The sequence below is a fragment of the Ruegeria sp. YKSE079 genome (assembly GCF_059612845.1).
Genome location: NZ_JBXWRJ010000031.1, coordinates 16,745 through 37,509, shown reverse-complemented (window position 1 = coordinate 37,509; position 20,765 = coordinate 16,745). Strand labels below are relative to the sequence as shown.

Annotated in this window: 19 protein-coding genes; 8 read left to right on the top strand and 11 right to left on the bottom strand. The window is 60.0% G+C overall.

Annotated elements, in window-relative coordinates:
• The 3 genes from AC2FMY_RS20840 to AC2FMY_RS20830 all read left to right on the top strand — a co-directional run bounded on the left by AC2FMY_RS20840 (window position 1) and on the right by AC2FMY_RS20830 (window position 3,384).
• Window positions 1-1,545, top strand: a complete 1,545-nt coding sequence (locus AC2FMY_RS20840; protein WP_480747850.1) for an AMP-binding protein — start codon at window positions 1-3, stop codon at window positions 1,543-1,545.
• A 22-nt stretch (window positions 1,546-1,567) separates the two neighbouring features.
• Window positions 1,568-2,671 carry a glycine cleavage T C-terminal barrel domain-containing protein gene (locus AC2FMY_RS20835; RefSeq protein ID WP_480747849.1) on the top strand — a complete coding sequence of 368 codons (1,104 nt, stop codon included), beginning with the start codon at window positions 1,568-1,570 and terminating at the stop codon, window positions 2,669-2,671.
• A 65-nt stretch (window positions 2,672-2,736) separates the two neighbouring features.
• Complete coding sequence (locus AC2FMY_RS20830) at window positions 2,737-3,384, top strand: GntR family transcriptional regulator (protein ID WP_480747848.1); 648 nt, start codon at window positions 2,737-2,739, stop codon at window positions 3,382-3,384.
• Between the two features lie 559 nt (window positions 3,385-3,943).
• On the opposite strand, the gene AC2FMY_RS20825 is transcribed toward AC2FMY_RS20830, so the two are convergent.
• Genes AC2FMY_RS20825 through AC2FMY_RS20810 form a run of 4 tightly spaced genes read right to left on the bottom strand, consistent with a single transcriptional unit; the run spans window position 3,944 to window position 9,365 of the window.
• Window positions 3,944-4,909 carry an ABC transporter ATP-binding protein gene (locus tag AC2FMY_RS20825; protein WP_496807999.1) on the bottom strand — a complete coding sequence of 322 codons (966 nt, stop codon included), beginning with the start codon at window positions 4,907-4,909 and terminating at the stop codon, window positions 3,944-3,946.
• Complete coding sequence (locus tag AC2FMY_RS20820; protein WP_496746722.1) at window positions 4,906-6,789, bottom strand: dipeptide/oligopeptide/nickel ABC transporter permease/ATP-binding protein; 1,884 nt, start codon at window positions 6,787-6,789, stop codon at window positions 4,906-4,908. Before AC2FMY_RS20820 ends, AC2FMY_RS20825 begins: the two co-directional genes overlap by 4 nt.
• Window positions 6,789-7,736, bottom strand: a complete 948-nt coding sequence (locus AC2FMY_RS20815) for an ABC transporter permease (RefSeq protein WP_300068285.1) — start codon at window positions 7,734-7,736, stop codon at window positions 6,789-6,791. Before AC2FMY_RS20815 ends, AC2FMY_RS20820 begins: the two co-directional genes overlap by 1 nt.
• Window positions 7,737-7,790: 54 nt before the next feature.
• Window positions 7,791-9,365: an ABC transporter substrate-binding protein gene (locus AC2FMY_RS20810; RefSeq protein WP_496746714.1), complete on the bottom strand. Its 1,575-nt coding sequence runs from the start codon at window positions 9,363-9,365 to the stop codon at window positions 7,791-7,793.
• Between the two features lie 87 nt (window positions 9,366-9,452).
• On the opposite strand from AC2FMY_RS20810, the gene AC2FMY_RS20805 reads away from it, so the two are divergent.
• Window positions 9,453-10,115 (top strand): DUF1028 domain-containing protein, encoded by a 663-nt coding sequence (locus tag AC2FMY_RS20805; protein WP_300068291.1) that lies wholly within the window; start codon window positions 9,453-9,455, stop codon window positions 10,113-10,115.
• Window positions 10,116-10,126: 11 nt separating this feature from the next.
• On the opposite strand, the gene AC2FMY_RS20800 is transcribed toward AC2FMY_RS20805, so the two are convergent.
• Both AC2FMY_RS20800 and AC2FMY_RS20795 read right to left on the bottom strand, forming a co-directional pair.
• Window positions 10,127-11,020 carry a glutaminase gene (locus AC2FMY_RS20800; protein ID WP_480748781.1) on the bottom strand — a complete coding sequence of 298 codons (894 nt, stop codon included), beginning with the start codon at window positions 11,018-11,020 and terminating at the stop codon, window positions 10,127-10,129.
• A gap of 19 nt (window positions 11,021-11,039) precedes the next feature.
• On the bottom strand, window positions 11,040-11,801 hold the full coding sequence (locus AC2FMY_RS20795) for a FadR/GntR family transcriptional regulator (protein ID WP_300068294.1): 762 nt from the start codon (window positions 11,799-11,801) through the stop codon (window positions 11,040-11,042).
• A gap of 91 nt (window positions 11,802-11,892) precedes the next feature.
• On the opposite strand from AC2FMY_RS20795, the gene AC2FMY_RS20790 reads away from it, so the two are divergent.
• Window positions 11,893-13,110, top strand: a complete 1,218-nt coding sequence (locus AC2FMY_RS20790) for a M20 family metallo-hydrolase (RefSeq protein WP_480748543.1) — start codon at window positions 11,893-11,895, stop codon at window positions 13,108-13,110.
• Window positions 13,111-13,606: 496 nt separating this feature from the next.
• Here the strand turns inward: AC2FMY_RS20790 and AC2FMY_RS20785 are convergent, their stop codons facing one another.
• The gene (locus tag AC2FMY_RS20785; RefSeq protein ID WP_496754474.1) at window positions 13,607-14,461 is read right to left on the bottom strand and encodes a sterol desaturase family protein; all 855 of its coding nucleotides are present in this window, start codon (window positions 14,459-14,461) and stop codon (window positions 13,607-13,609) included.
• A gap of 87 nt (window positions 14,462-14,548) precedes the next feature.
• On the opposite strand from AC2FMY_RS20785, the gene AC2FMY_RS20780 reads away from it, so the two are divergent.
• Window positions 14,549-15,217, top strand: coding sequence for an ArsR/SmtB family transcription factor (locus AC2FMY_RS20780; RefSeq protein WP_496807998.1), 669 nt, complete (start codon window positions 14,549-14,551; stop codon window positions 15,215-15,217).
• Window positions 15,218-15,313: 96 nt separating this feature from the next.
• Here AC2FMY_RS20780 and AC2FMY_RS20775 read toward each other — a convergent pair whose 3' ends face one another.
• From AC2FMY_RS20775 to AC2FMY_RS20765, 3 genes are read right to left on the bottom strand one after another with little or no spacing between them, the layout of a single operon-like run.
• Window positions 15,314-15,934: a deiodinase-like protein gene (locus AC2FMY_RS20775; RefSeq protein ID WP_496807997.1), complete on the bottom strand. Its 621-nt coding sequence runs from the start codon at window positions 15,932-15,934 to the stop codon at window positions 15,314-15,316.
• 1 nt (window position 15,935) lies between these two features.
• Window positions 15,936-16,640: a class I SAM-dependent methyltransferase gene (locus AC2FMY_RS20770; protein WP_496807996.1), complete on the bottom strand. Its 705-nt coding sequence runs from the start codon at window positions 16,638-16,640 to the stop codon at window positions 15,936-15,938.
• 29 nt (window positions 16,641-16,669) lie between these two features.
• Entirely contained in the window at window positions 16,670-17,866 is a 1,197-nt protein-coding gene (locus AC2FMY_RS20765; RefSeq protein ID WP_496807995.1) for a sterol desaturase family protein, read from the bottom strand.
• 164 nt (window positions 17,867-18,030) lie between these two features.
• On the opposite strand from AC2FMY_RS20765, the gene AC2FMY_RS20760 reads away from it, so the two are divergent.
• The gene (locus AC2FMY_RS20760) at window positions 18,031-19,047 is read left to right on the top strand and encodes a helix-turn-helix domain-containing protein (RefSeq protein WP_496807994.1); all 1,017 of its coding nucleotides are present in this window, start codon (window positions 18,031-18,033) and stop codon (window positions 19,045-19,047) included.
• A 531-nt stretch (window positions 19,048-19,578) separates the two neighbouring features.
• Here AC2FMY_RS20760 and AC2FMY_RS20755 read toward each other — a convergent pair.
• Window positions 19,579-20,475 carry an ABC transporter substrate-binding protein gene (locus tag AC2FMY_RS20755; protein WP_496807993.1) on the bottom strand — a complete coding sequence of 299 codons (897 nt, stop codon included), beginning with the start codon at window positions 20,473-20,475 and terminating at the stop codon, window positions 19,579-19,581.
• On the opposite strand from AC2FMY_RS20755, the gene AC2FMY_RS20750 reads away from it, so the two are divergent.
• Window positions 20,474-20,596 (top strand): hypothetical protein, encoded by a 123-nt coding sequence (locus AC2FMY_RS20750; RefSeq protein WP_496807992.1) that lies wholly within the window; start codon window positions 20,474-20,476, stop codon window positions 20,594-20,596. The genes AC2FMY_RS20755 and AC2FMY_RS20750 overlap by 2 nt on opposite strands.
• The last annotated feature ends 169 nt before the right edge of the window (window positions 20,597-20,765 follow it).

Genomic DNA, 20,765 nt, shown 5'->3' with positions numbered 1-20,765 from the left:
ATGACCGATCCACTGACACTTTATCGACTTTTCGAGCGCGGCCGTACCATCGGTACCGGGCGCCGCATACGGTGCTTTGGTCCGGACCGATCGGTTGTCGAACAAAGCTATGATCAGTTCGCCCACGATGTTCTTGCCTTGGCAAACGCGTTGCAGGCGCGTGGTCTCGAACCCGGCCAACGGGTTGCGACGCTCGCCGCAAACGGAATTCGGCATTTGCAGCTGATGTGGGCCGTGCCGCTGGCGGGCGGCGTGTTCCACGCCATCAACACGCGTCTGCCGGTCGAGGAAATCGCCTATATCCTTGAAGACGCTGACGACCGCTTATTGTTCATTGATGCCGAATTCGCCGATTTGCTTGCTGAATTGCGCAAGGCCCGCCCTGATCTGGATATCTTGTCTCTGAGTGAAGGTGCGGGCGGAGACGTCACCAGTTTCGATGCCCTTCTGGGGTCTGGCCCGCCGAACCCTGATGCGATTGAGGCTGCGGTAACCGATGAAAATGCCCCAGCCGTGCTCTGTTATACCAGTGGCACCACGGGGCGGCCCAAAGGTGTCGGCTATTCTCACCGCGCGCTGACGCTGCACGCCCTGACCGAGGCAATGGTCGATGGCTACGGCATCAGTCATTCCGACAATGTGCTGCTCATGGTTCCTTTCTGCCACGGCGCAGGCTGGGGTGTTCCCTATTCGGCATTCATGTGCGGGGCGGATATCTCGGTGCTTTCAGGGCCGATCCAGGCAGATCAAGTTCCGGACATCCTGACCCAGCAGAAGATCACCTTCACCGGCGCCGTTCCCGAGGTGATTGCCCGCATTGCCCCGGAAATCGCCTTGCGAAAGGCAAACCTCACCGGGCTGCGTATCCTGATGGGCGGCACGGCACCGCGTTCTGAAACCTTGTCGATCCTCAGGGCGGCAGGTGTCACCTCCATGCTGTGCTGGGGCATGACGGAAACGCTGAGTGCGGCGACGATGCAGCACTTGCCGCCCGAAGTAGGCGAGGTCCCGCCAATGCAGGGCCAGCCGCTGCCGCTGACCGAACTTTCGCTGGCAGAGTCCGAAGATGGAACGCAGGAACTGCTGGTTCGCGGCCCGTGTGTCGTCGAGCGGTATCACGGCCAAAAGGGCTCGGCGCGACAGGCCGGTTGGTTCGCAACCGGTGATACGGCCGAGATTGACCGAACCGGCACCCTGCACCTGCAGGACCGCAAGAAGGACCTGATCAAGTCCGGCGGCGAGTGGGTTTCCCCAGCCGCGCTGGAGAGGCAGATTTCGCAGATCGCCGGAGTGGAGGAATGCGTCGTCATCGGTGTGCAACATCCGCGATGGGGAGAACGACCCCTCTGCGTGGCCGTGGCCGGAGAAGCGATCGAGATCGAGCGAATTTCTCGAGAGCTCATGTCAACCGGTCGGTTCGCGAAATGGCAGCTTCCGGATGATGTCGTCACTCTCAAAGCGTTGCCTCGAACGGTGCTGGGCAAGCTCGACCGTCAGGCGTTGCGCCAGACCTTCAAAAACCACTTTCAACCCAACCCGGTTTGACCGGAAAGCAAAAGGCCCCAAGATGCCGGAAATCGCCCCTCATACCCGCTTGCGCCCATCGCCCTATTACGAGGCAACCCTTGCAGAAGGCGTCACCTCATTCACGCCCTATAACCAGATGCTGATCCCACTGGGATATGGCGATGCCGATGCGGAATATGACCGGTTGATGAACGGTGTCAGCATGTGGGACGTAGGCGGCCAGAGGCAGGTTCAGATCAAGGGACGCGACGCTGCGCGTCTCGCACAGATCCTTTCTCCGCGCGATCTTTCCGGACAGGTGGTTGGCCAAGGCAAGTATGTACCGATGTGCAATCACGCCGGAACTCTTATCAATGACCCGGTTGTCAACAAGCTGGACGACGAACTGTTCTGGTTCTCGATCGCGGACAGTGACGTCAAACTTTGGGCGCGCTGCATCGCTGCCGAACGCGGATTTGAGGTGGACATCACCGAACCCGACGTTTCGCCGATGGCCGTTCAGGGCCCGATGGCGGCAGATGTCGTGGCGTCGATCTTCGGGGATTGGGTGCGGAACCTGAAATACTTCTGGTTCGGCGATGCCGAGATCGGCGGCATTCCGGTCAAGATCGCCCGATCCGGATTCTCGAAACAAGGCGGCTTTGAGATTTACCTGATGGACGGATCCCGCGGAACCGAGCTTTGGAACATCGTGCGTGAGGCGGGCGCGCCATTCGGGATCGGTCCGGGATACCCAAACCCCTGTGAACGGATCGAAAGCGGCCTTTTGTCCTACGGTGGGGATTCCGATGATGCGACCAACCCTTTCGAGGTCCGGCTTGGCAAGTATGTTGATCTGGACGTGGATGACGGCGTGATCGGCATCAAGGCACTTCGCCGGATCAAGGACGAGGGTCCAAGGCGTCACCAGCTGGGTGTGGTTCTTGAGGGCGAAATGCCGTCGCCGAACCATGCGCGGTGGTACGACATCCAGGTTGGTGGGATCAAGGTCGGTGACATGACCAACGGCACCTGGTCGCGCAAGCTTGGCCAAAACATCGGCTTCGCTCTGGTTTCCCGGGTGTATCGCCCGGGCGACCATGTCGAGGTGCGAAAAGAGGGGCGTGTGCTTGGCGGCACCCTGTGCGAGCTGCCATTTTCCTGATTTGGGTCGGATGAAGTGGACAAGGCATGGGGATTGCAGGCAAATATAGAGATATGGACAAGACCGTGAAAACCCTTTCAGACGCCGAGGCCACCTTTCAGAAGCTTGAGGAAATGATCGTCCTGACCGAGTTGAAGCCGGGCGTGATGTATTCCGAAAAAGAGCTTGCTGAAGTCGTCGGATTCGGCCGAACCCCCGTGCGCGAGGCATTGCAGCGCCTCGAATTCGAGGGCCTTGTGGTCATCAAGCAACGCCGTGGCATTCAGATTACCGAAGTGGAACCGGATGTTCAGTTGCGGTTGCTCGAAATTCGGCGCCCCTTGCAGAACTTTGCCGCCGAATATGCGGCAATCCGGGCCACAGAAGAGGACCGGCAGATCATGAGGACCTTCGGTGAAGAGTTGTTAGAAGTCAGTAAGGCTCCGCCTGCCTCGCGTCCCCAGGCCCTGTCGGCTGTTAGAACGGCCCATGACCTGGTTGTCGAGGCATGTCACAACGAATTTTCAAAGAAAACGATGCGTGTTGTCCAGGGATTGTCGCGCCGTTTCTGGATTTTCCACATGAAGAAAGAAGACTTCAACATTGCGGCCGAGCTGCACGCTCGGTTGCTGCTTGATGTCGCAAACGGAGACACGACGGCGGCCATTGCCGCTTCAAACGCATTGGTCGACTACCTCGAAGAATTCGCTCGGGAAACCAAGGAATGGAAGTGACCGGCCCTTCTTTCTACGTGCCAGTTTTGCGAATTGCCATGATGCTTACCCCATCGCGGCATCGACAGACCAGCAGAAACGACTGCTTCTTGCGTCATGACCTGCGACAACGTCTGCTTCACACGCATTTGTAATCATTAGCGCTCTGTGCTGCATCAGTAGGTCTGGGCTCTCTCCCGCCATGCGGTGCCGCAGCGATCCGCGACACCATCGCGCTTCGAGACCGGCCTTTCGCAAGGTTTCAGCACTTGCCTGAAAAACATCTGCAAATGCACGGATATTTCGAACCTTCAAGATGATTGCGCGCCGTTGGTTAATCGACAGCGGGCATTCCGCCCGGGGGCGGCGGATTCAACGACTGAGCCCATGATTGCTATTGCTATTTCGTGCTGCGTGCGCACGCAGCTGTGTCTTTGCTGCACGAGCAAATCAACGCTCGTTGTTCAGAAGAAAGGAATGTGGACATTCAACCCAAGAGACCCGGGTTTCCATAAGGAAACGACAATCTGGACGCCCTCAACCGCTTTGGATCGCCACGCGACCCCGAAAACCTCGTTACCTACTTTGAGTCTGCGAGGGGGTGGTAGCAGGCTGTCCACACACCATCTGACTGCTTTTCAAGACGCGGCGCTTCGCGCTCGCATAAGTCGCTGGCAAAGGCACACCGCGCCCGGAAGGCGCAGCCTTTTGGCGGGTTCAGCGGGTCTGGCAATTCGGTTTCCCGCCCCTCCGGCGCGGTCAACGGGCGTCCGACCACAGGCGCACTTTCAGCCAGAAGCTTGGTATAGGGATGCTTGGGATGCGCAAAGACCTGGTCCGCCGGGCCGACCTCGACCACCGCGCCGAAATAGAGCACCGCGACCCGGTCGCTGACCGCCTCGACCACGGCAAGGTCGTGGCTGATGAACAGATAGGTCAGACCGAATTGCTGCTTCAAATCGGCCAGCAGGTTCAGAACCTGCGCCTGCACCGACACGTCCAGCGCCGAAACGGGTTCGTCGAGGATGAGGATCCGCGCATCCGCGGCCAGTGCGCGGGCAATGCCGATCCGCTGCGCCTGCCCGCCCGAGAACTCATGCGGATAGCGATCCAGAAATTCCTCGCGCAGGTTCACTGCGGCAAAGATCTCCCGTATGCGGTCCGCACGGGCCGCCGCGGGCATGTTGTGAAGGTGCTTCAACGGCGCTTCCATGATCTGACGGATCGTCTTGCGCGGGTTGAGGCTGCTGATCGGGTCCTGGAACACATATTGGATCTTCCGCCCGAACAAGGCCGGATCGGCGTTGTCCAGTGGTTCGCCATTGATCTCGATCGTGCCGGAGCTGGGCGGCAGGAGACCGACGAGCATCCGCGCGAGCGTGGATTTTCCGCAGCCCGACTCTCCGACAATGCCAAGGGTTTCGCCTTCTTCTACCGTCAGGGACAAGGGTTGCACGGCACGCACCAGCGCCTTTGGTGGGCCGAAAAGGCGCTTGCCGACAGGAAAGACCTTGCCAAGGCTTGTCAGCTTGAGAGCAGCGGTCATTGGAGTACCTCCTGCGCGGGGAGTTCCGGGGTGATGCAACGCACAAGGCTGTCGGAGGTGTGCGGCGCAAGCGCGATGTTGCCCCGCCGACAAGCGTCGCTTGCCTTGTGGCAACGCTCTGCAAAGGCGCATCCCTCGGGCAGTTTGTCCACCACGGGGGGCAGGCCGGGAATGGCAGCCAGTTCGCGGCGTCCCTGGCCCAGTTCGGGCACACAGGCCATCAGCCGCGCCGTATAGGGGTGGGCGGGTGCGTTCAGGATAGTCTGTGTCGGGCCTTCCTCGACGATCCGGCCCGCGTACATCACCGCGACCCGGTCGCACAGCTGGGCGACCACGCCGAAGTCATGGGTGATGAAGATAATGGCCAACCCGCGTTCCCGCCGCAGGTCATCCAGCAACGACAGGATTTGCGCCTGCACGGTCACATCCAGTGCCGTGGTCGGTTCATCTGCGATGATGACCTCGGGCTCGTTGGCCAGCGCCATGGCAATCCCCACGCGCTGCCGCATGCCGCCCGACATTTCGTGCGGGTAGCTGTCGACACGCTGTTCCGCATTCGGGATACGCACTGATTTCAACAGGTTGATGGCGTGTGCGCGCGCCTTGTGCCGATCAAACGGGTGATGTGCCCGAACCGCCTCGATCAACTGGTCGCCAACAGTATAGAGCGGGTGCAGCGTGGCCAGCGGATCCTGAAAGATGTAGGCGATCCTGTCGCCCCTGAGCGACCGCAGTTTTTCATAGGGCGCGCCGATCAGATCCTCGCCCTTGTAGTGGACCGCGCCGCCGGTGATCACGCCGGGGGGTGAGGCCACAAGCCCCATGATGCTGAGCGCGGTGACGGATTTGCCGGAGCCGCTTTCGCCGATCACCCCTAGGCATTCGCCGGGGTTCACCTGCAAATCGACACCGCCGACGGCGTTGTAGACGCGGTCCTTGACGTGAAATTGCGTTTTCAATCCACGCAGTGCCAATAAGGTGTCGGGTTTGGCTTCCGGGACCGGTCCGGTCCGTTTGACCATGGTTGTCGGCATCGGGCGCGACAGGGCGCCGGATTTCAGGCGCGGGTCCAGCGCGTCGCGCACGCCGTCACCCAGAAGGTTGATGGCCATGACGATGATCAGGATCATCGCGCCCGGCACGACCGAGGTATGCGGATTGGTGATCAGCGCCGAGCGCGCCTCGCCCAGCATGGAGCCAAGGTCGGCCTGCGGCGGCTGCGACCCGAGGCCCAGAAAGCTGAGACCGGCGGTTTCAAGGATCATCCAGCCGATCGTTGTGGACATGGCGATCACGATCACCGGGATCACGTTGGGCAGCACCTCGGTCAGGATGATGCGCGCATCTGTCATGCCCGACAGCCGTGCTGCGTCGACGAATTCCTTATGGGCGATGCCCACGGTGATTCCACGAATGTTTCGGGCAAAGAACGGGATGTTGACCGCCGCGACCGCGATCAGCGCGTTCATCAGCCCCGGCCCAAGGGCTGCGACAATGGCCAGCGCCAGTAGGATGTAGGGGAAGGCCATCAGCATGTCGACGCCGCGCATGATGATGTTGTCCGTGCGCCCGCCGTTATAGCCCGCGATGATGCCGATGGCCGCGCCAAGCGTCGCGGCGACGATCGCGGCGGCGAAACCCACGGCCAGTGACAGGCGCGTGCCCCAGATCAGGCGGCTGAGAAGATCGCGCCCGAGGTGATCGGTGCCCAGCAGGGCGCCGTCGGAAAACGGCCGCTTGAACCGGTTCGCCGTGTTGGTCACATCGGGATCGGCCAGCGGCAGAAGCGGCGTGATCAGCGCAAGCACGACGACCAGCCCCATCACGATCAACCCGCCTAGCGCAAGTCGGTTGCGCGCCAGAAGCTTCAGGAAGGCCATCATGTCTTGATCCTCGGGTCGAGCAGGCTTTGTGCGACATCGACCGCGATGTTGAACATCACATAGCAGGCGGCGACGAAGACCACGCCGCCCTGCACCAGCAGGATGTCCCGTTTGAGGATGGCATCGACCAGCATCCGCCCGACCCCGGGCCACTGGAACACCATTTCGATATAGACCGCCCCGGACAGGACGAACCCGGCCTGCACCCCCAGAACCGGAATGATGCTGACCATCGCGGCACGCAGGGCATGCCGCCAGATGACCGAGCGTTCATGCACGCCCTTGGCCCGCGCGGTACGGATGAAATCCTGACGCAGCACCTCGAGCATGGCCGAACGCGACAATCGAGCGATGACCCCGGTTGCCACCACCGCCAGCGCCAGCGCGGGCAGGGTCAGGTGGCTGATGAGCGCAGACAGGTCGCGTGCGCCATAGATGGGCCACATGCCTGAGACCGGGAACCATCGCAGTTTCACCGCAAAGATGAGGATCATCATCATACCAAGGAAAAACGATGGAATGGAGATACCCAGAAGAACCGCAAAAGTGATGGTCTTGTCGGCCAGGCCGTATTGCCGTGCCGCCGATACGACGCCCGCGGCGATGCCGAGGATTGAACACAGGACAAAGGCCGTGCCCGCCAGGATCAACGTCGCCCCGAAACGGTCAAGCACCTCGTCCAGGACCGCCCGGTTCAGTGAGAAGCTGCGCCCGAAATCGCCCTGAAGCATGTTGCCAAGCCAGATGAAATATCGCTGCACCATCGGCTTGTCCAGACCGAGGTCGCGGTTGAGTTTTTCCACGTTTTCCGGGGTGGCGTAGGACCCGAGAATGGCTGTGGCAGGGTCACCGGGGATCATGGCCATGATTACGAAAACAATGATCGAAATGCCGAACAGAACCGGAATCGCGGAAATCAGCCTTTTCAGGATATAGCCTGCCATTGCCCCCTCCCGGAAATGTGCAGCCGCGCAAGGCGCGCGGCTGCACCAGTCGCTTTAGTTCTTGGTCACGTCATCCAGCAGCAGGAAGAACGACGGCTGGAGCGAGAAATTCTCGACACGGTCGGATGTCACCGCATTCTGCTTCCAGTTGGCCACGAAGACCCAGGGCGCGTCTTCCTGCACGATCACCTGCATCTCCTGATACAGGCGCGCGCGCTCTGCCTGATCGGTGGCTACGCGGGCGGCTTCCAGTAGTTCGTCAACCTTCGGGTTGGAGTAGTAGCCGGAGTTGAATCCGCCCTGATCCGGCCATGCATTCGTACGCAGGGCAAGGAACGGAAGCGTGTCTGGGTCGTTGGTCATCCACGCCATTTCGGCCATGTCCGCCTTGCCTTCAAGGCCCGGATTCACCTCGCCAAGGAAGGTGTTCCATTCATAAGTCTCGATGTTGACGGTCAGGCCAACTGCCTGAAGGTCGGCCTGGATCGCGGTGCCCATGGCCACGGGATCCAGCATCCCCGACCCGCCCTCGGTGACGTAGAATGTCAATTCGGCGCCCTCGGCACCCGCCTCGGCAAGCAGTTCGCGCGCCTTGTCGGGGTCGTAGGGATAGGGTTCCAGGCTTTCGTTGTAGGCCCAGGCGAACGCAGGCGGAGTCGGGCCAGCGGCAACGGCGGCGGTGCCTTCCAGCACGTCGTTCACGATCGCTTCCTTGTTGATCGCATAGTTCGCGGCCTGACGAACGCGGACATCGGCAAAGGGGCCTTCCTTGGCGTTCAGGATCAGAAACCAGACGTGGGGCCCGGCCTGTTCGTGCACGGTGTAGGTTTCGCCCTGAAACTCGCTCAGCGCGACCGGGGGCACTTCGACCATCAGGTCGATGCCGCCTGCAAGCATCTCGGCGGTGCGGGTGTTGGCGTCGGTGATCGGACGGAAGACGACGGCCTGCAATTCGGGCGCGCCGTCCCAATAGTCCGCGTTGGCCTCGATGACCACTGCTTCGTTCGACCGCCATTCTGCGAATTTGAAGGCGCCGGTGCCGGACGGGTTGCGACCGAATTCGGCGCCATGCTGTTCGACAGCGGCCGGCGAAACGATCAGGCCGGTGGGATAGGCAAGGTTCGACAGGAACGGCGCATAGGGCGCGTTCAGGGTGAAACGAACGGTCAGATCGTCTACGACCTCGACATTCTCGACGGCCGAGAAGAAGAACGACAACGGGAACGGACCGGTGTTGTGGTAGGGATGATTTTCGTCAAGCATCCGGTCGAAGTTGAATTTGACCGCTTCGGCATTGAAGGCGCTGCCGTCATGAAAGGTCACGCCGTCGCGCAGGTTGAAGGTGTAGACCGTGCCATCTTCACTAATGTCCCAAGATGTGGCCAGCGAAGGTTCGACTTCAAGCGTGCCGTCCTTGTAGCGCACCAGCCCGTCATAGACGTTCATCAGGATGCGGAAATCGTTGACGGCGGTCACGGCGGCCGGGTCAAGCGCCTTGGGTTCGGCGATCTGCCCAACGATCAAGACATCATCGGGCGTCTGAGCCTGGGCCGCGAGCGGAGAGAGAGCAAGTGCCGTGGCTGCACCAGCAGCCAGCATTGCCCTGCGGGACAGTTTCAGCAGTTTCATAAGGTGTCTCCCTGTTATTTATCATGATGAATTGCATTCACGCAAATTATCATGATAAATACAAGAAAAATGTGTTAGGGCAGTTGAATGACCTTCTCGATTCTGACTTTCGACAAGAAAACAGGCACTTTTGCCGCCGCCGCAGCCACAGGAAGTCTCTGTGTGGGGGGGTGGGTTCTGCGCGGCGATATCGAATCAGGCCTGGTGGCTTCGCAGGGAACAGCGCCCAGTACGTTCTGGCGGGATAACGTGTTGCGGGCTATGCATCAGGGGCAATCGGCAAAAGAGGCTGTTGAGGCGGTGACCAAGAGCGATCCGGGGCGCGGACATCGCCAGCTGATCGCACTTGACCGTCAAGCCCGCGCCCACGGATTCACCGGGGCCGATAGCGTTGCCTATGCGAACCACATCACGGAACCAGGAATAGCCATCGCCGGAAACATGCTGAAAGGGCCAGAGGTGCTGGAGTCCATGATGTCTGCCGCGCGGACAGACGATATTTCAGTTGCTGACCGAATGCTTCGCGTTCTGAGCGCCGCAAAACAGGCCGGCGGCGATAGTCGAGGGGTGTTATCCGCTGCGCTGCTGGTACTTGCCCCGGATCGTGCCCCGTTGGATTTGCGCATCGATCACAGCGATGATCCCATCTCGGAATTGGAGAGCTTATGCCACCGGACCCGGCAACCCCCGTATTGCGATTGGTTGTCAGAGGTTCCCGTTCTCTTGGATAAATCTCGCGCCCCCGAGTAATCGCTGCCACCCTAAAACACCGACCAGCCTGTCGCCCGCGCCAGCATCGCCGCCGCGCGGGTGCCTGCATGTGAGTTCCCATAGTGGTTCAGCCCCGGCGACCAGATCGCGATTGACGCGACCTTCGGCGCGATCACCATAATTCCGCCCCCGACCCCGCTCTTGCCGGGCAGGCCGACCTGATAGGCGAACTCTCCTGACCCGTCATAGTGGCCGCATGTCATCATCAACGCATTGATACGCCGCGCATGCCGGGGCGAGATCACGTTCGGGCCGGTCGCAAGCCGGGCAAGCGATCTACCGGCAAGGGCGAGCTGCCGTGTTGTCATCTCGATTGCGCATTGATGGAAATAGGTCCCAAGGGTCAGGTCCGGCGCATTTTCGAGGTTGCCATGCGATTGAAGGTAATGTGCCAAAGCCTTGTTACGGGCGCCCGTCGATTTTTCCGACGCTGCGACACGTTCGTTGATATGAATGTCGTCGGTTTCCGCCAGAGTTCGGACCAGACCAAGAATTTCAGCGAGGGCCTGTTTGGGTTGCCGTCCGGACAAAAGCACATCGGTCGTGACAATTGCCCCAGCGTTCACAAAGGGATTGCGGGGGCGGCCCTTCTCGCGTTCCAGCAGGACGACGGAGTCAAACGACGTGCCGGATGGTTCGCGCCCGACTCGGCTCCACAATTGGTCGCCGATGCGCCCCAGCGTCGCCGCAAGGGAAAAGACCTTGGACACGCTTTGTATCGAGAAGGGGTCATCCGCAGCCCCGACGTTTAGGCATTCGCCGTTTGCCAGACAAACGCTCATCGCGAACCTGTTCGAAGGAACGTTCGCCAATTCCGGAATATACTGGGCTGGCGTACCCCAATTGTCCTGACGAAAAATCTCGTCATGGATGTCGCGCAACATGCGCTCTGTCAGGACCACATTACTCTCCCAGAAACCGCCGCTGCAAATGGGCTTCCTGAACGCACATCAGTTCTTCTGCGATCTGCATATGCGAATACATGATCTTGCGGGCCTGTTCCGGTTCGCCCTGCCGCAGGGCCTCTACCAGTTGCAGCTGGTGTTCCCGCCCCTTACGCCAAAGGTCGACGTTGGGTGGATCATATAACTGGCGATAGACTGTAAGGTCGGTCAGCGTCTGGGCCATGAACCCGATGACAAAGCCAAGCAACCGATTGCCAGCGAAATCCGATAGCCGGGCATGGAAAACCAGAGAGCTGATGTGCTGCTCTTTCTCTTCATCGGCAGAAGTCGCAGGTTCAGGGTGTCTCAGCGCAAGGCTGTGCAATTCCTCCAGCTGTCCTAAGTCAAGCCGCCCGGCAAGGCTGGCGGCGAGTTCGGGCTCCAGAACTTTCCGCATTTGATAGATGTCGGCGATGGACAGGTTCTGAAAGTAAAAGTAATTGGCTAAGAGGGACCGGGCGCGCTCAGTGGAAACCTCTCCTACAATGCTTCCACCGCCGGGGCCGGTCTTGGTCACGATCAGGCCTTGCGCCTCGAGAATGCGCAGCGCTTCACGGACAGTACCCTTAGATACACCAAACTGCTCAATCATCGCGCTTTCATTGGGCAGCTTGTCACCTGCCTTCAGATCACGTTCGACCACCCATTGTTTGATTTCATCCGCAACCCGAACCGGTCGCGATCGTTTTGGCTTGGGCGACGGTGTGCCGTTACCGTCCATACTGCACCTCAAATTTTATCATGATAAAATCATAGACACCTCAAGCGTCTATGTGTAGGGAAATATTTATCATGATAAATTAGAGGTTACCATGAGCTGGGGACAGTGCGCACAAGACCGGTTGTCGGATATCGCCAGATGCAGCGTTGATAGAAAAGGCGTTACGCGGTTTCCCTTTACGCCCCAGCACGAGGCTGCGCTGGATGTCATTCGCTCATGGATGTCACAGGCTGGCCTAAGAGTGCATATGGACGCGGCCGGCACACTCATCGGTCGCACGGAAGGGCCAAAGGGCGCGCCGACATTCTTGATCGGATCTCACCAGGATTCTGTGAGGAATGGCGGACGATACGACGGGATCATGGGCGTTGTCTTGGGGTGCCTCGCGCTTGAGAAACTTGTGGCAGACGGGATCGAACTGCCCTTTTCAGTCGAAGTCCTCGCCTTTGCCGACGAAGAAGGCGTTCGGTTTCCCACGGCCCTGATGGGGCCGCGCGCTTTGGCAGGCACCTTTGATCCGGCGATCCTGGATATGGCGGACAAAGACGGGGTATCCCTTCGGGCCGCGCTTGCCCGCTTTGGGGGTGATCCGGACTGCGTCGCGTCACTGGCACGGGACCACGCCAAGACATTGGGCTATCTGGAGGTCCATATCGAACAAGGACCGGTGCTGGAGGCAAAGGATAGCGCGCTTGGGGTTGTCACGGGCATCTGTGGCATCGAGCGGAACACTGTCACATTCACTGGCGATACGGGTCATGCCGGTACAGTTCCCATGGACGGCCGCCGTGATGCTCTGGTGGCCGCCTCGGATTTCATTTCAGCCATCCATGACGCGGCGAAACAGGCCACCGATCTGCGGGCGACCATTGGCGCATTGTCCTTGCATCCTAACGTAGTGAACGCGATCCCACGCGCGGTTGAATTGACCTTGGAGATTCGGGCGCTGAACGACACCGTCCGCGACGATTTCGCAAGATTGGCACGATCCCTGGGCGATAACATCTCGGGCGGGCGTCGCGTAGGGTTTTCGATGGAACGTACCTATGAACAACCCGCCGTACCATGTAATCGCGATCTGATTGACGCCCTGTCGACTGCTACCGGCGCAATCTGCCCAACCGCGCCGCGCCTGCCGTCCGGGGCCACACATGACGCATCGGCCATGGCAGACCTCTGTCCAATCGCGATGCTGTTTGTCCGCTGCGAAGACGGGGTTAGCCACAAACCAGAAGAATTCGCCGCGAGCGACGACATGGATGCTGCAATTCAATCTATTGCAACCTTTCTTGTGGCTTTGGAAGTTTGAAGCAGACTGCGATATCTCTAAGAACAAGCGCGTATCACAGCACTCTTTCCCGCAAGCATAAAATACACGACCTTGATCCACACGACGTCTTGCTCAAAGCCCAGAGTTCTGGTGCGAGAATTGCGAAGTATCGAATAGCTGCGCATGATGTGATTGAACGACTGGTCTGGTGTAGATTTCCGGCTTTTCCAATAGACACCGCTGCAGGTGCGAGCGATTGGCGCAAAAGCGATAGCTGCATCAGCAAAAGTCCGGTCTGTCCCGCAGTGTTCGCTTTCATCACCCTGAGGAACATAGTCTGCAATCGACCGAAAGCCGCCCAATGCATCCGCAGCGCCTACGCTGTGCGGCAATGTCGGCTCGGGGCTCTGACCGCCAGTCGGTGCGAGCCGCAGAGAACGACCATTCGCGTCGCGAGCAGCGAAATTTGTCGGGTAACCTCAGCGATTCTCGCAAATTTGGGCGCAAGGAATGCCTTGCCCCAAGTCGCCCAAGTTTATCTCGCCCGGTCCTTCACAGACATCTGTGGTTCCAGCGCACCGCCTCTGGCAGGGCCGCGCAACGGTTGGATCAGCATCCTGTCTATCCAGAGATCACGACGCGTGCGGAATTGCTCGATGCCTATATCCATCCCCTCGTGCCCCCTGATCGGCTGGGCGATGTAGGTGCCGAGCAGCCTGTCCCACCACGGCAGGTTGAACCCGAAGTTCGAGTTGGTCTCGCGTGGGTCAACCGAATGGTGGACGCGGTGCATGTCGGGGGTCACGACGAAGAGGCGCAGCACCCGGTCCACCGGGCGCGGCAGGTCGATGTTGGCGTGGTTGAAGAGCGCCGTGGCGTTAAGCATCACTTCGAACAGAAGCACCGCCACCGCAGGCGGGCCGAGCGCCGCGACAACTGCCAGCTTGATCCCCATCGAAATCAGGATTTCCAACGGGTGAAACCGCAGCCCTGTTGTCGCGTCGAAGTCGAGATCGGCGTGGTGCATCCGGTGCAGCCGCCAAAGCCCCGGCACCGCGTGGAACATGACGTGCTGGAGGTAGATCGCGAGATCGAGCAGCAGCATCGATACGACGACGGCAGCCCAGACCGGTATGTCGATGTTGTTGAACAAACCCCAGTCGCGCTCTTCGGCCATCACAGCAAGCGCGACCGCGAGGATCGGGAAGCTAAGCCGCAGGATCACTGTATCGAGCACCACGAGAGCCAGGTTGTTCGTCCAGCGGATAACGCGTGGGATCTCCCGACGTCTCCGTGGCGCCGCCACCTCCCACAGTGCCATGGCAACTAGGACGCCGAGAAAAGCGGCAAGGCGGATGGTCGGTTCGACAGCAAGGATGGTCTCGGACATGGGTCTTAGACTTCGGGCTTGTGGGGCGCGACGGAATCTCTATCATTCAAGTTATCGCTTGAATGATTTACCGTCTGGAGGCGTCCCGTGTCAATCTGCCCGAAGACTGCACTTCTGGAGGAATACGCGCGCGTCGCCCGCGCTCTGTCGGCTCCGGCCCGACTCTCGCTGCTCGAACAACTCGCGCAGGGCGAGCGCGGGGTGGAGCGGCTGGCCGAGAAGACGGGATTGACCCTCGCCAACTGTTCGCAGCATTTGCAGCAGCTGCGCCGCGCGGGCCTCGTCACCAGCCGCCGCGAAGGCAAGGCGATGATCTATCGGCTGACCGACGCGAAGACGCTGGAGCTGATGGACCTACTGCGCATCGTGGCGGAGCGGAACCTCGCGCAGGTCGAGCGCATCTTGCGGGGCCTATCGGGCGGCGAGGACGCACCGGAGCCCCTCAGCCGCGCGGACCTTGCCGCCCGGCTCGCGGAAGGTTCCGTCACCGTGCTCGACGTGAGACCGAAGGACGAATACACCATGGCGCACGTTCCCGGCGCGCTGAACATCACGCTGGCGCAGTTGGACGGGATCCTCCCCAAGCTCGCAATGGAGGACGAAATCGTCGCCTATTGCCGTGGACCCTATTGCGTCTACGCGCATCAGGCTGTCGCAGCCCTGCGGAGCCGAGGGTTCAATGCGCGACGGCTGGAAGGCGGTTTGCCGGAATGGCGCGAGGACGGGCGCGAGGTGGCGACAAGCCTTTCGGCATAGCCCGATCCTCCGCTAACAGGTGATGTCGCCTGTCACCTCAACGGGACGGCCAAGCAGTACATGCAGATTGCGCTTGATCAGATTGTTCCAGAAGAGTTAGGGAAAGCTCCTAAGGAAATCCTGGGCCGAGCCCTTGCCCGCGCGACCAAGCGTGAAAAGCGCGACCGAGGGCCTTGCAGGGCGGAAGAGGCTTTTTGCGCGGATCGGCTGGCTTGCTCCCAACGCCTGCAAGGCCTTCGCGGTGGCTGCCGGGTCGTTCCAGTCGGATTTGAACACGACACAGCCGTTGCGGTTTATGATGAAAACCGAGTTGGGCAGCTCGCCATAGGCCCGATGAGCCGTGCCATCCAGATCGTCGATCAGAACGCGGCGCGTTTCACCATCTTCGTCGACGAGGCGGCGGGCACTCGCGATCTTGTCCTCAATCGTCCGATGCGCGGCGATGTTCGCACCGGGATGCGCCTCGCGCACATAAAGAACAATGCTTGCCACATCACGAAGACCAGACATTGCTCTGCGGCGGCTTTGGAACAGAGGACACGTGATGGTTCCGATCTCAAGGACCAAAAAGTCGCCCTCAAAATCCAGCAACTTGCTAGGCTCGCCTGTAGTATCAAACACGCGCGCATCCGAGGCCTTCGTGCCAATCTCCGGACCGCCGGGGGCGTGGAAATCAACCTCGTCAGACGAAAACGGCTCATAATTGTAACCGGTCATCTCAAGATTCCTTCGTAATCTCGATGTCGCGACAGGGCGCACTATCATCGCAAGACGGTTGACGAACGCCATCCACGGGCGCGGGTTTCTCGGCGATGGTCCAATGCGTCAAACGCCCGGCTAGATTTGCGGTCAACGTTTCGGGCTGGTCAAAGCCGACCAGCCGCAGCGTGTCTTCTGTCTCTTGCACACTCGGAAAGCGGTAGATCGTGTCGGGGAACCCGTCCACGGCTCGCTGATCCGCCGTCGACCGGTAGCATAGCACGAACCGGCCGTGTGGGCGAAGCACGCGGAACGCTTCGGCGAGATGCGCGGCCGGCTCCGGCCAGAAGTAGATTGTGTGCACCGAAAGCGCCTTGTCGAACCGGTTCGTGTCAAAGGGCAGCGACGCAGTGTCGGCACGTTGCAGTGTGAGCCGCATGTCCCAGACAGCCTCGAGGTTGCGGGCACGGGCGCGCCTCAGCATGACATCGGAGAAGTCGACACCTGCGCTTTCCCTCAAACGCACCTTTCGATCCGCCGTGAATAGCGTCTCGCCATGGCCACAGCCGATGTCGATCAGGCGGTCACAATCCGCGAGGTCAAGCAAATCAAGGGCACGGTTGTTCTCGGGTCGCGTTTCGCGGGCCATGACGCGGGCGACGATCGCGCCGAGCAGTCCTGTCGGGTGGCGCCCCTGGCGGGCAATGAATTCAGGTTTGGTCATTTTGAGTCTCCATGTTTCTAGTATGGGGATCAATCAACGCTGTTGAGGACGCGGCGGAGTGCGCGCACCGAGTGCCAGCGTTGCGTGGTGCAGAAAGGACCGGCGCAGCCTTTCAGGATGATAGTTTCAGGCCCATGCCGCGCAATCGCACCTCGATAAGTGCGCCCGTCTTCGGGATTAAGAAGTTGACCCGACCAGCCTTCTCCAGAACGTCGCAGGTCAGTGACGATGTTATCGCCCGGTTGCGCGTGCGGGGTATCGGCAGGATCCCAGGCCCAGACCAACCGACCACAGGTTCCCGCATTGTCAGTCTCGCAGGGCGCGAACTGCAAGATGATCCCAAGACCTGGAGAGGCATATGCACCGATCAAAGCGTCGGCACGAGCCTCACTGGCGCCGAGACCAATAAGAATGGCGGCGGCGAGAAATATGGCTCGCACCTCCGGTCCCGAAACCGGCCGTGCGACCCGTCGGAATTCTTCGTGGTAGTCCGGGTGTTCTGTCCCCATCCAGCGATCCCACCAAGTGAAGTAGAGACCGAGGTTATAACCCGCGTGGGCGTGGTGGAGGTCATGATGAGTGACGGTGGTCATCCAGTCGAACAGCGGTCGGCCATGACGGTTGGACGGGAACAGCTCGTACCCCGAATGCCCCAGGGAGTTCCGCAGCATCATGTGCGTGACGAATATGAGAATCGCGACCGGATGGGCGGGCAGGACGAGCAGGATCAATGGCAGGAAGATGGCATTCGCAATCGCCTCGCCCAGATCGAAACTGTAGGAGGTGAAGGGCGTCGGATTGTGCGAGCGGTGATGCAGCCGGTGAAAACGCAGGAATAGCGGCGGATAATGCAGCAGCCGGTGCGACCAATAGAACCAGGCATCGTGCGCTACAATAAGAACGGCAGTACTGAAGGCCAAATAAGCCCAGCCATAAGCACCGATCTCAGTATAGATCGGGACGATCCCCGCTTCGGCCCCCAACACGATCAGCGTCCCGTTCAGCGCGAAGACAAGAACCGTGCGCAGGCTGGCCAGGACCTCACGCCGGATCTGACCGCCGGGCGGATCGCCGGCCCTGATCTTCCAGGCGCTGAGTCGGGCGGCGAGAAGGAGGTTGACGATCAGGTACACGCCGCCTGCGCCAATCGCGTAACGCAGGAAATCTGCGGTAAGGACGCCGGAAAAGACCCCGGCGAGGTGAGTGAAAAGGCATTGATCCGGCATTCTGTGCTCCTGATTGCGTTGCTTCAGTCCACATTGCGGAACCGGAGTAAGAACGCGCGCCGTTTTCGGAATGCACCGCGAAGTTTCCGGAATCGGCGCGGATTCTCGAGATCCGGCGATCCGACCTGGTTGACCGATCGGCCAATCTGCGGTTCGCTTTGGTCATGGATGACCTGCTGATGAGACTTGACCTGCTCTTCAGAGGCGGTGCGGTGACCGCGCTCGCGCTCTGCGCGCTCATCTTCTTGGCTGACCGTACCCAGTGGCCAAGAAGCCTGTCGGTGCCAGCGCTATGCTTCGGGCTGGGCGCCTACCTGCTGGTCTCAACGCCGAACCTCGATCTCTATGGGACCTCGCTGAAAGCAGTTCTCGTCGTGACGGCCGGCGTGGTTCCTATCCTGGCTATCTGGGCCGGGGCGGAACTGTTCCTTGATCGGCCGGATTACCGGCTCTGGCACGGCGCAGTGGCCGCCCTTGTCGCGTTTGGCGCCTGGCTTGCGCCGGTTCTTCCCTTCGCGGCAACCGTCAGAGGCATCCTTGTCGTCCTGCTCTATGCGGGGTTGCTGTACATCGCACTGTCCACAGCTGCCGGCGACCTGGTCGAAAGCCGCCGGCGTTTTCGACGATGGTTCGTGGCGCTGATGGCACTGACCGGTCTCGGAATTTCGCTGGTCGAACTTCTGCGACTCGATGCTGACCTGCCACCCGTGGCGTACCCGCTGCATGCATCAGCATTTCTGTGTTTGACGATCCTGTTTCTCATCTGGGCGACCCGGATCTCGGATGATCTGTGGTCAGGTCAGAGTGCAAACAAGCCGAGACCCATAGCCATACTTTCAGCCGCCGATGCAGCGGTCCTGCAAAGGGTGGAGGCGGCCATGGCGGAGAACATCTGGCGGCAAGAGGGGCTTTCGATTGCACAACTTGCGGCACATGTGGATGCGCCGGAACATCGTGTCCGGCGAGCGATCAACAAGGGGCTCGGGTACCGAAACTTCGCGCAGTTTGTCAACGAACGAAGGATCGATGCAGCTAAAGCGATCCTGTCCGATCCTGTACGAGCCGACACGCCGATCCTGTCAATTGCCTACGACGTGGGTTTTGCGTCCATCGGTCCCTTCAACCGCGCGTTTCGCGATAAGTTTGGCAAATCACCCAGCGACTACCGATCGACGCGCTAGCGTTCCAAGGTCTTTTGCAATCCGCCTAGCGAACGACTGTCAGGCCACAAAGCCAATAGAGATGGAAAGTCACATTTGGCAGAATCTCGCATGCCTGATTTCGCTGCTGCGACTGTGCCGATGATTTTCTATTAACTTTAGCTGCTTTGAACGGCCGCTTCGGTGTCTGCGTCGCCGTGCAAGAAATTTGCGTACTGCGACCGCGAACCGATGCTGCGTAAGCAATAGCTGCAGGTGCACAAGGCGGTTTTGTCCCGCACCGCTATCATTCGTAGGACGTGTTTTGGATGGCCGCAAAGCGCCGTTCGCGGCGTACTGCACATGCGAGAGGATACCAGGAGGCGGACGACCGCAAAGGGCTCAAACTGCCAGTCGGTGCGAGCCGCAGAGAATGTCGGCAGCGAGCCCATATTGTCGATTGCTGCGCGGTGTAATAATGACGACTTTCTCCACAGAACGGCCATTGTATTAGGCATACAATGGCCAATCGAGATTTTTTCCGCGCAGCGGAACCGGTTTCAGTTTTCGCGGTCAGTCATGAACCGTATCTGCAATCTGAAGAAAGGCGAAGGGCGGCATTCTGTTCAGCTCCCGCGCGACGTCCATGTTCACGACAATGGCAAAGTCGGCGGCGCGAACGATCGGCAAGTCGCCAGGACTTTCGCCGTCGCGCAGTATCCTCAGGGCCTGTTGCGCGGCAAGCCGTCCAACATCCTTGAGGTGCGCTGCCACGGAGATCAGCGCATCGCTTTTGCGCACGAGGTGCTCGTATGGGCTCACCACCGCCATGTCGCGAACAATTGCGCCACGCGTGAACGCGTCTGCGTTCCTTTGCAGGAACGAACTCGAGCCGATATAGATCCAGCGAACACCCGCTTCTTTCAGTCGGTCCAGCCAAGCTGGCAGGTCCTCTGGCTCCGGGCGCGCGCCGTTCTGGGACATGTCGACCGCGACCAGATTGAAGCCCATAGTCCGGGACAGGTCCACCAATTCATCATGCTTGATCACCGAGTTCGCCTCGTCCGAATTGTACAGGAGGCCCAGCGTATCAAAGCTGTCGTCATAGGTCTTGATGACCTGGATGTTCAGGGCTTCCTCCGGCCGGTTGAACGTGCCGGCCACGTTGGCACGACCGGTGCCATCGAAATCAACGGCGATACCTGCGCTGAAGGGATTTGCGACATTCGTAAACACGACGGGGATCTCGCCGATAAATCCGTCGTCCCCGAGATCGTCAAAGGTGCCGACGACACCGAGTGTCGCGTTCGTGCCGTTCGTCAGGATCAGGTCTGCCTCAAGCTCACGGGCTTCGGCGACCAGGCCCGGCAGGCGAGACTTGTCCAGTTCATAGTCGCGCCAGACGATCTCGACATCAAAGCCGCTTTCCTCGACCTCGGCCTGAAAGCCCTCGCAGATGGGATCGCACATGTCGAAGGTAATGGCGAAAATCCTCTTCGTCTCTGCGATTGACGGAGACACAGAAAATGCCATGAGCACGGATACCGCCATCAAGACGTTCAAGCTGCGCATCGGCCTCTCCCCTTCTTGAAGCTATGGGTGAGACAAGGTGAAAAGCCCAGGCATGTCAAGCAAAGCGGATTCGCTACGATGTCACCTGTCACGCCCATGGATCCTATCAGGGTGCGGTGAAGAAATGGAGGCTTGGTCGGAGTTTGCGATCAGGCCGATAATCGGGTCTCGGCGGGATTTTCGCGACT

Excerpts from the sequence above, each read along its gene's own strand:
- AC2FMY_RS20840 (WP_480747850.1), top strand. The coding sequence starts at position 1 with ATGACCGATCCACTGACACTTTATCGACTTTTCGAGCGCGGCCGTACC.
- AC2FMY_RS20835 (WP_480747849.1), top strand. The coding sequence starts at position 1,568 with ATGCCGGAAATCGCCCCTCATACCCGCTTGCGCCCATCGCCCTATTAC.
- AC2FMY_RS20825 (WP_496807999.1), bottom strand. The coding sequence starts at position 4,909 with ATGACCGCTGCTCTCAAGCTGACAAGCCTTGGCAAGGTCTTTCCTGTC.
- AC2FMY_RS20820 (WP_496746722.1), bottom strand. The coding sequence starts at position 6,789 with ATGGCCTTCCTGAAGCTTCTGGCGCGCAACCGACTTGCGCTAGGCGGG.
- AC2FMY_RS20815 (WP_300068285.1), bottom strand. The coding sequence starts at position 7,736 with ATGGCAGGCTATATCCTGAAAAGGCTGATTTCCGCGATTCCGGTTCTG.
- AC2FMY_RS20810 (WP_496746714.1), bottom strand. The coding sequence starts at position 9,365 with ATGAAACTGCTGAAACTGTCCCGCAGGGCAATGCTGGCTGCTGGTGCA.
- AC2FMY_RS20805 (WP_300068291.1), top strand. The coding sequence starts at position 9,453 with ATGACCTTCTCGATTCTGACTTTCGACAAGAAAACAGGCACTTTTGCC.
- AC2FMY_RS20800 (WP_480748781.1), bottom strand. The coding sequence starts at position 11,020 with ATGTTGCGCGACATCCATGACGAGATTTTTCGTCAGGACAATTGGGGT.
- AC2FMY_RS20795 (WP_300068294.1), bottom strand. The coding sequence starts at position 11,801 with ATGGACGGTAACGGCACACCGTCGCCCAAGCCAAAACGATCGCGACCG.
- AC2FMY_RS20790 (WP_480748543.1), top strand. The coding sequence starts at position 11,893 with ATGAGCTGGGGACAGTGCGCACAAGACCGGTTGTCGGATATCGCCAGA.
- AC2FMY_RS20785 (WP_496754474.1), bottom strand. The coding sequence starts at position 14,461 with ATGTCCGAGACCATCCTTGCTGTCGAACCGACCATCCGCCTTGCCGCT.
- AC2FMY_RS20775 (WP_496807997.1), bottom strand. The coding sequence starts at position 15,934 with ATGACCGGTTACAATTATGAGCCGTTTTCGTCTGACGAGGTTGATTTC.
- AC2FMY_RS20770 (WP_496807996.1), bottom strand. The coding sequence starts at position 16,640 with ATGACCAAACCTGAATTCATTGCCCGCCAGGGGCGCCACCCGACAGGA.
- AC2FMY_RS20765 (WP_496807995.1), bottom strand. The coding sequence starts at position 17,866 with ATGCCGGATCAATGCCTTTTCACTCACCTCGCCGGGGTCTTTTCCGGC.
- AC2FMY_RS20760 (WP_496807994.1), top strand. The coding sequence starts at position 18,031 with ATGGATGACCTGCTGATGAGACTTGACCTGCTCTTCAGAGGCGGTGCG.
- AC2FMY_RS20750 (WP_496807992.1), top strand. The coding sequence starts at position 20,474 with ATGTCGAAGGTAATGGCGAAAATCCTCTTCGTCTCTGCGATTGACGGA.
- AC2FMY_RS20755 (WP_496807993.1), bottom strand. The coding sequence starts at position 20,475 with ATGTGCGATCCCATCTGCGAGGGCTTTCAGGCCGAGGTCGAGGAAAGC.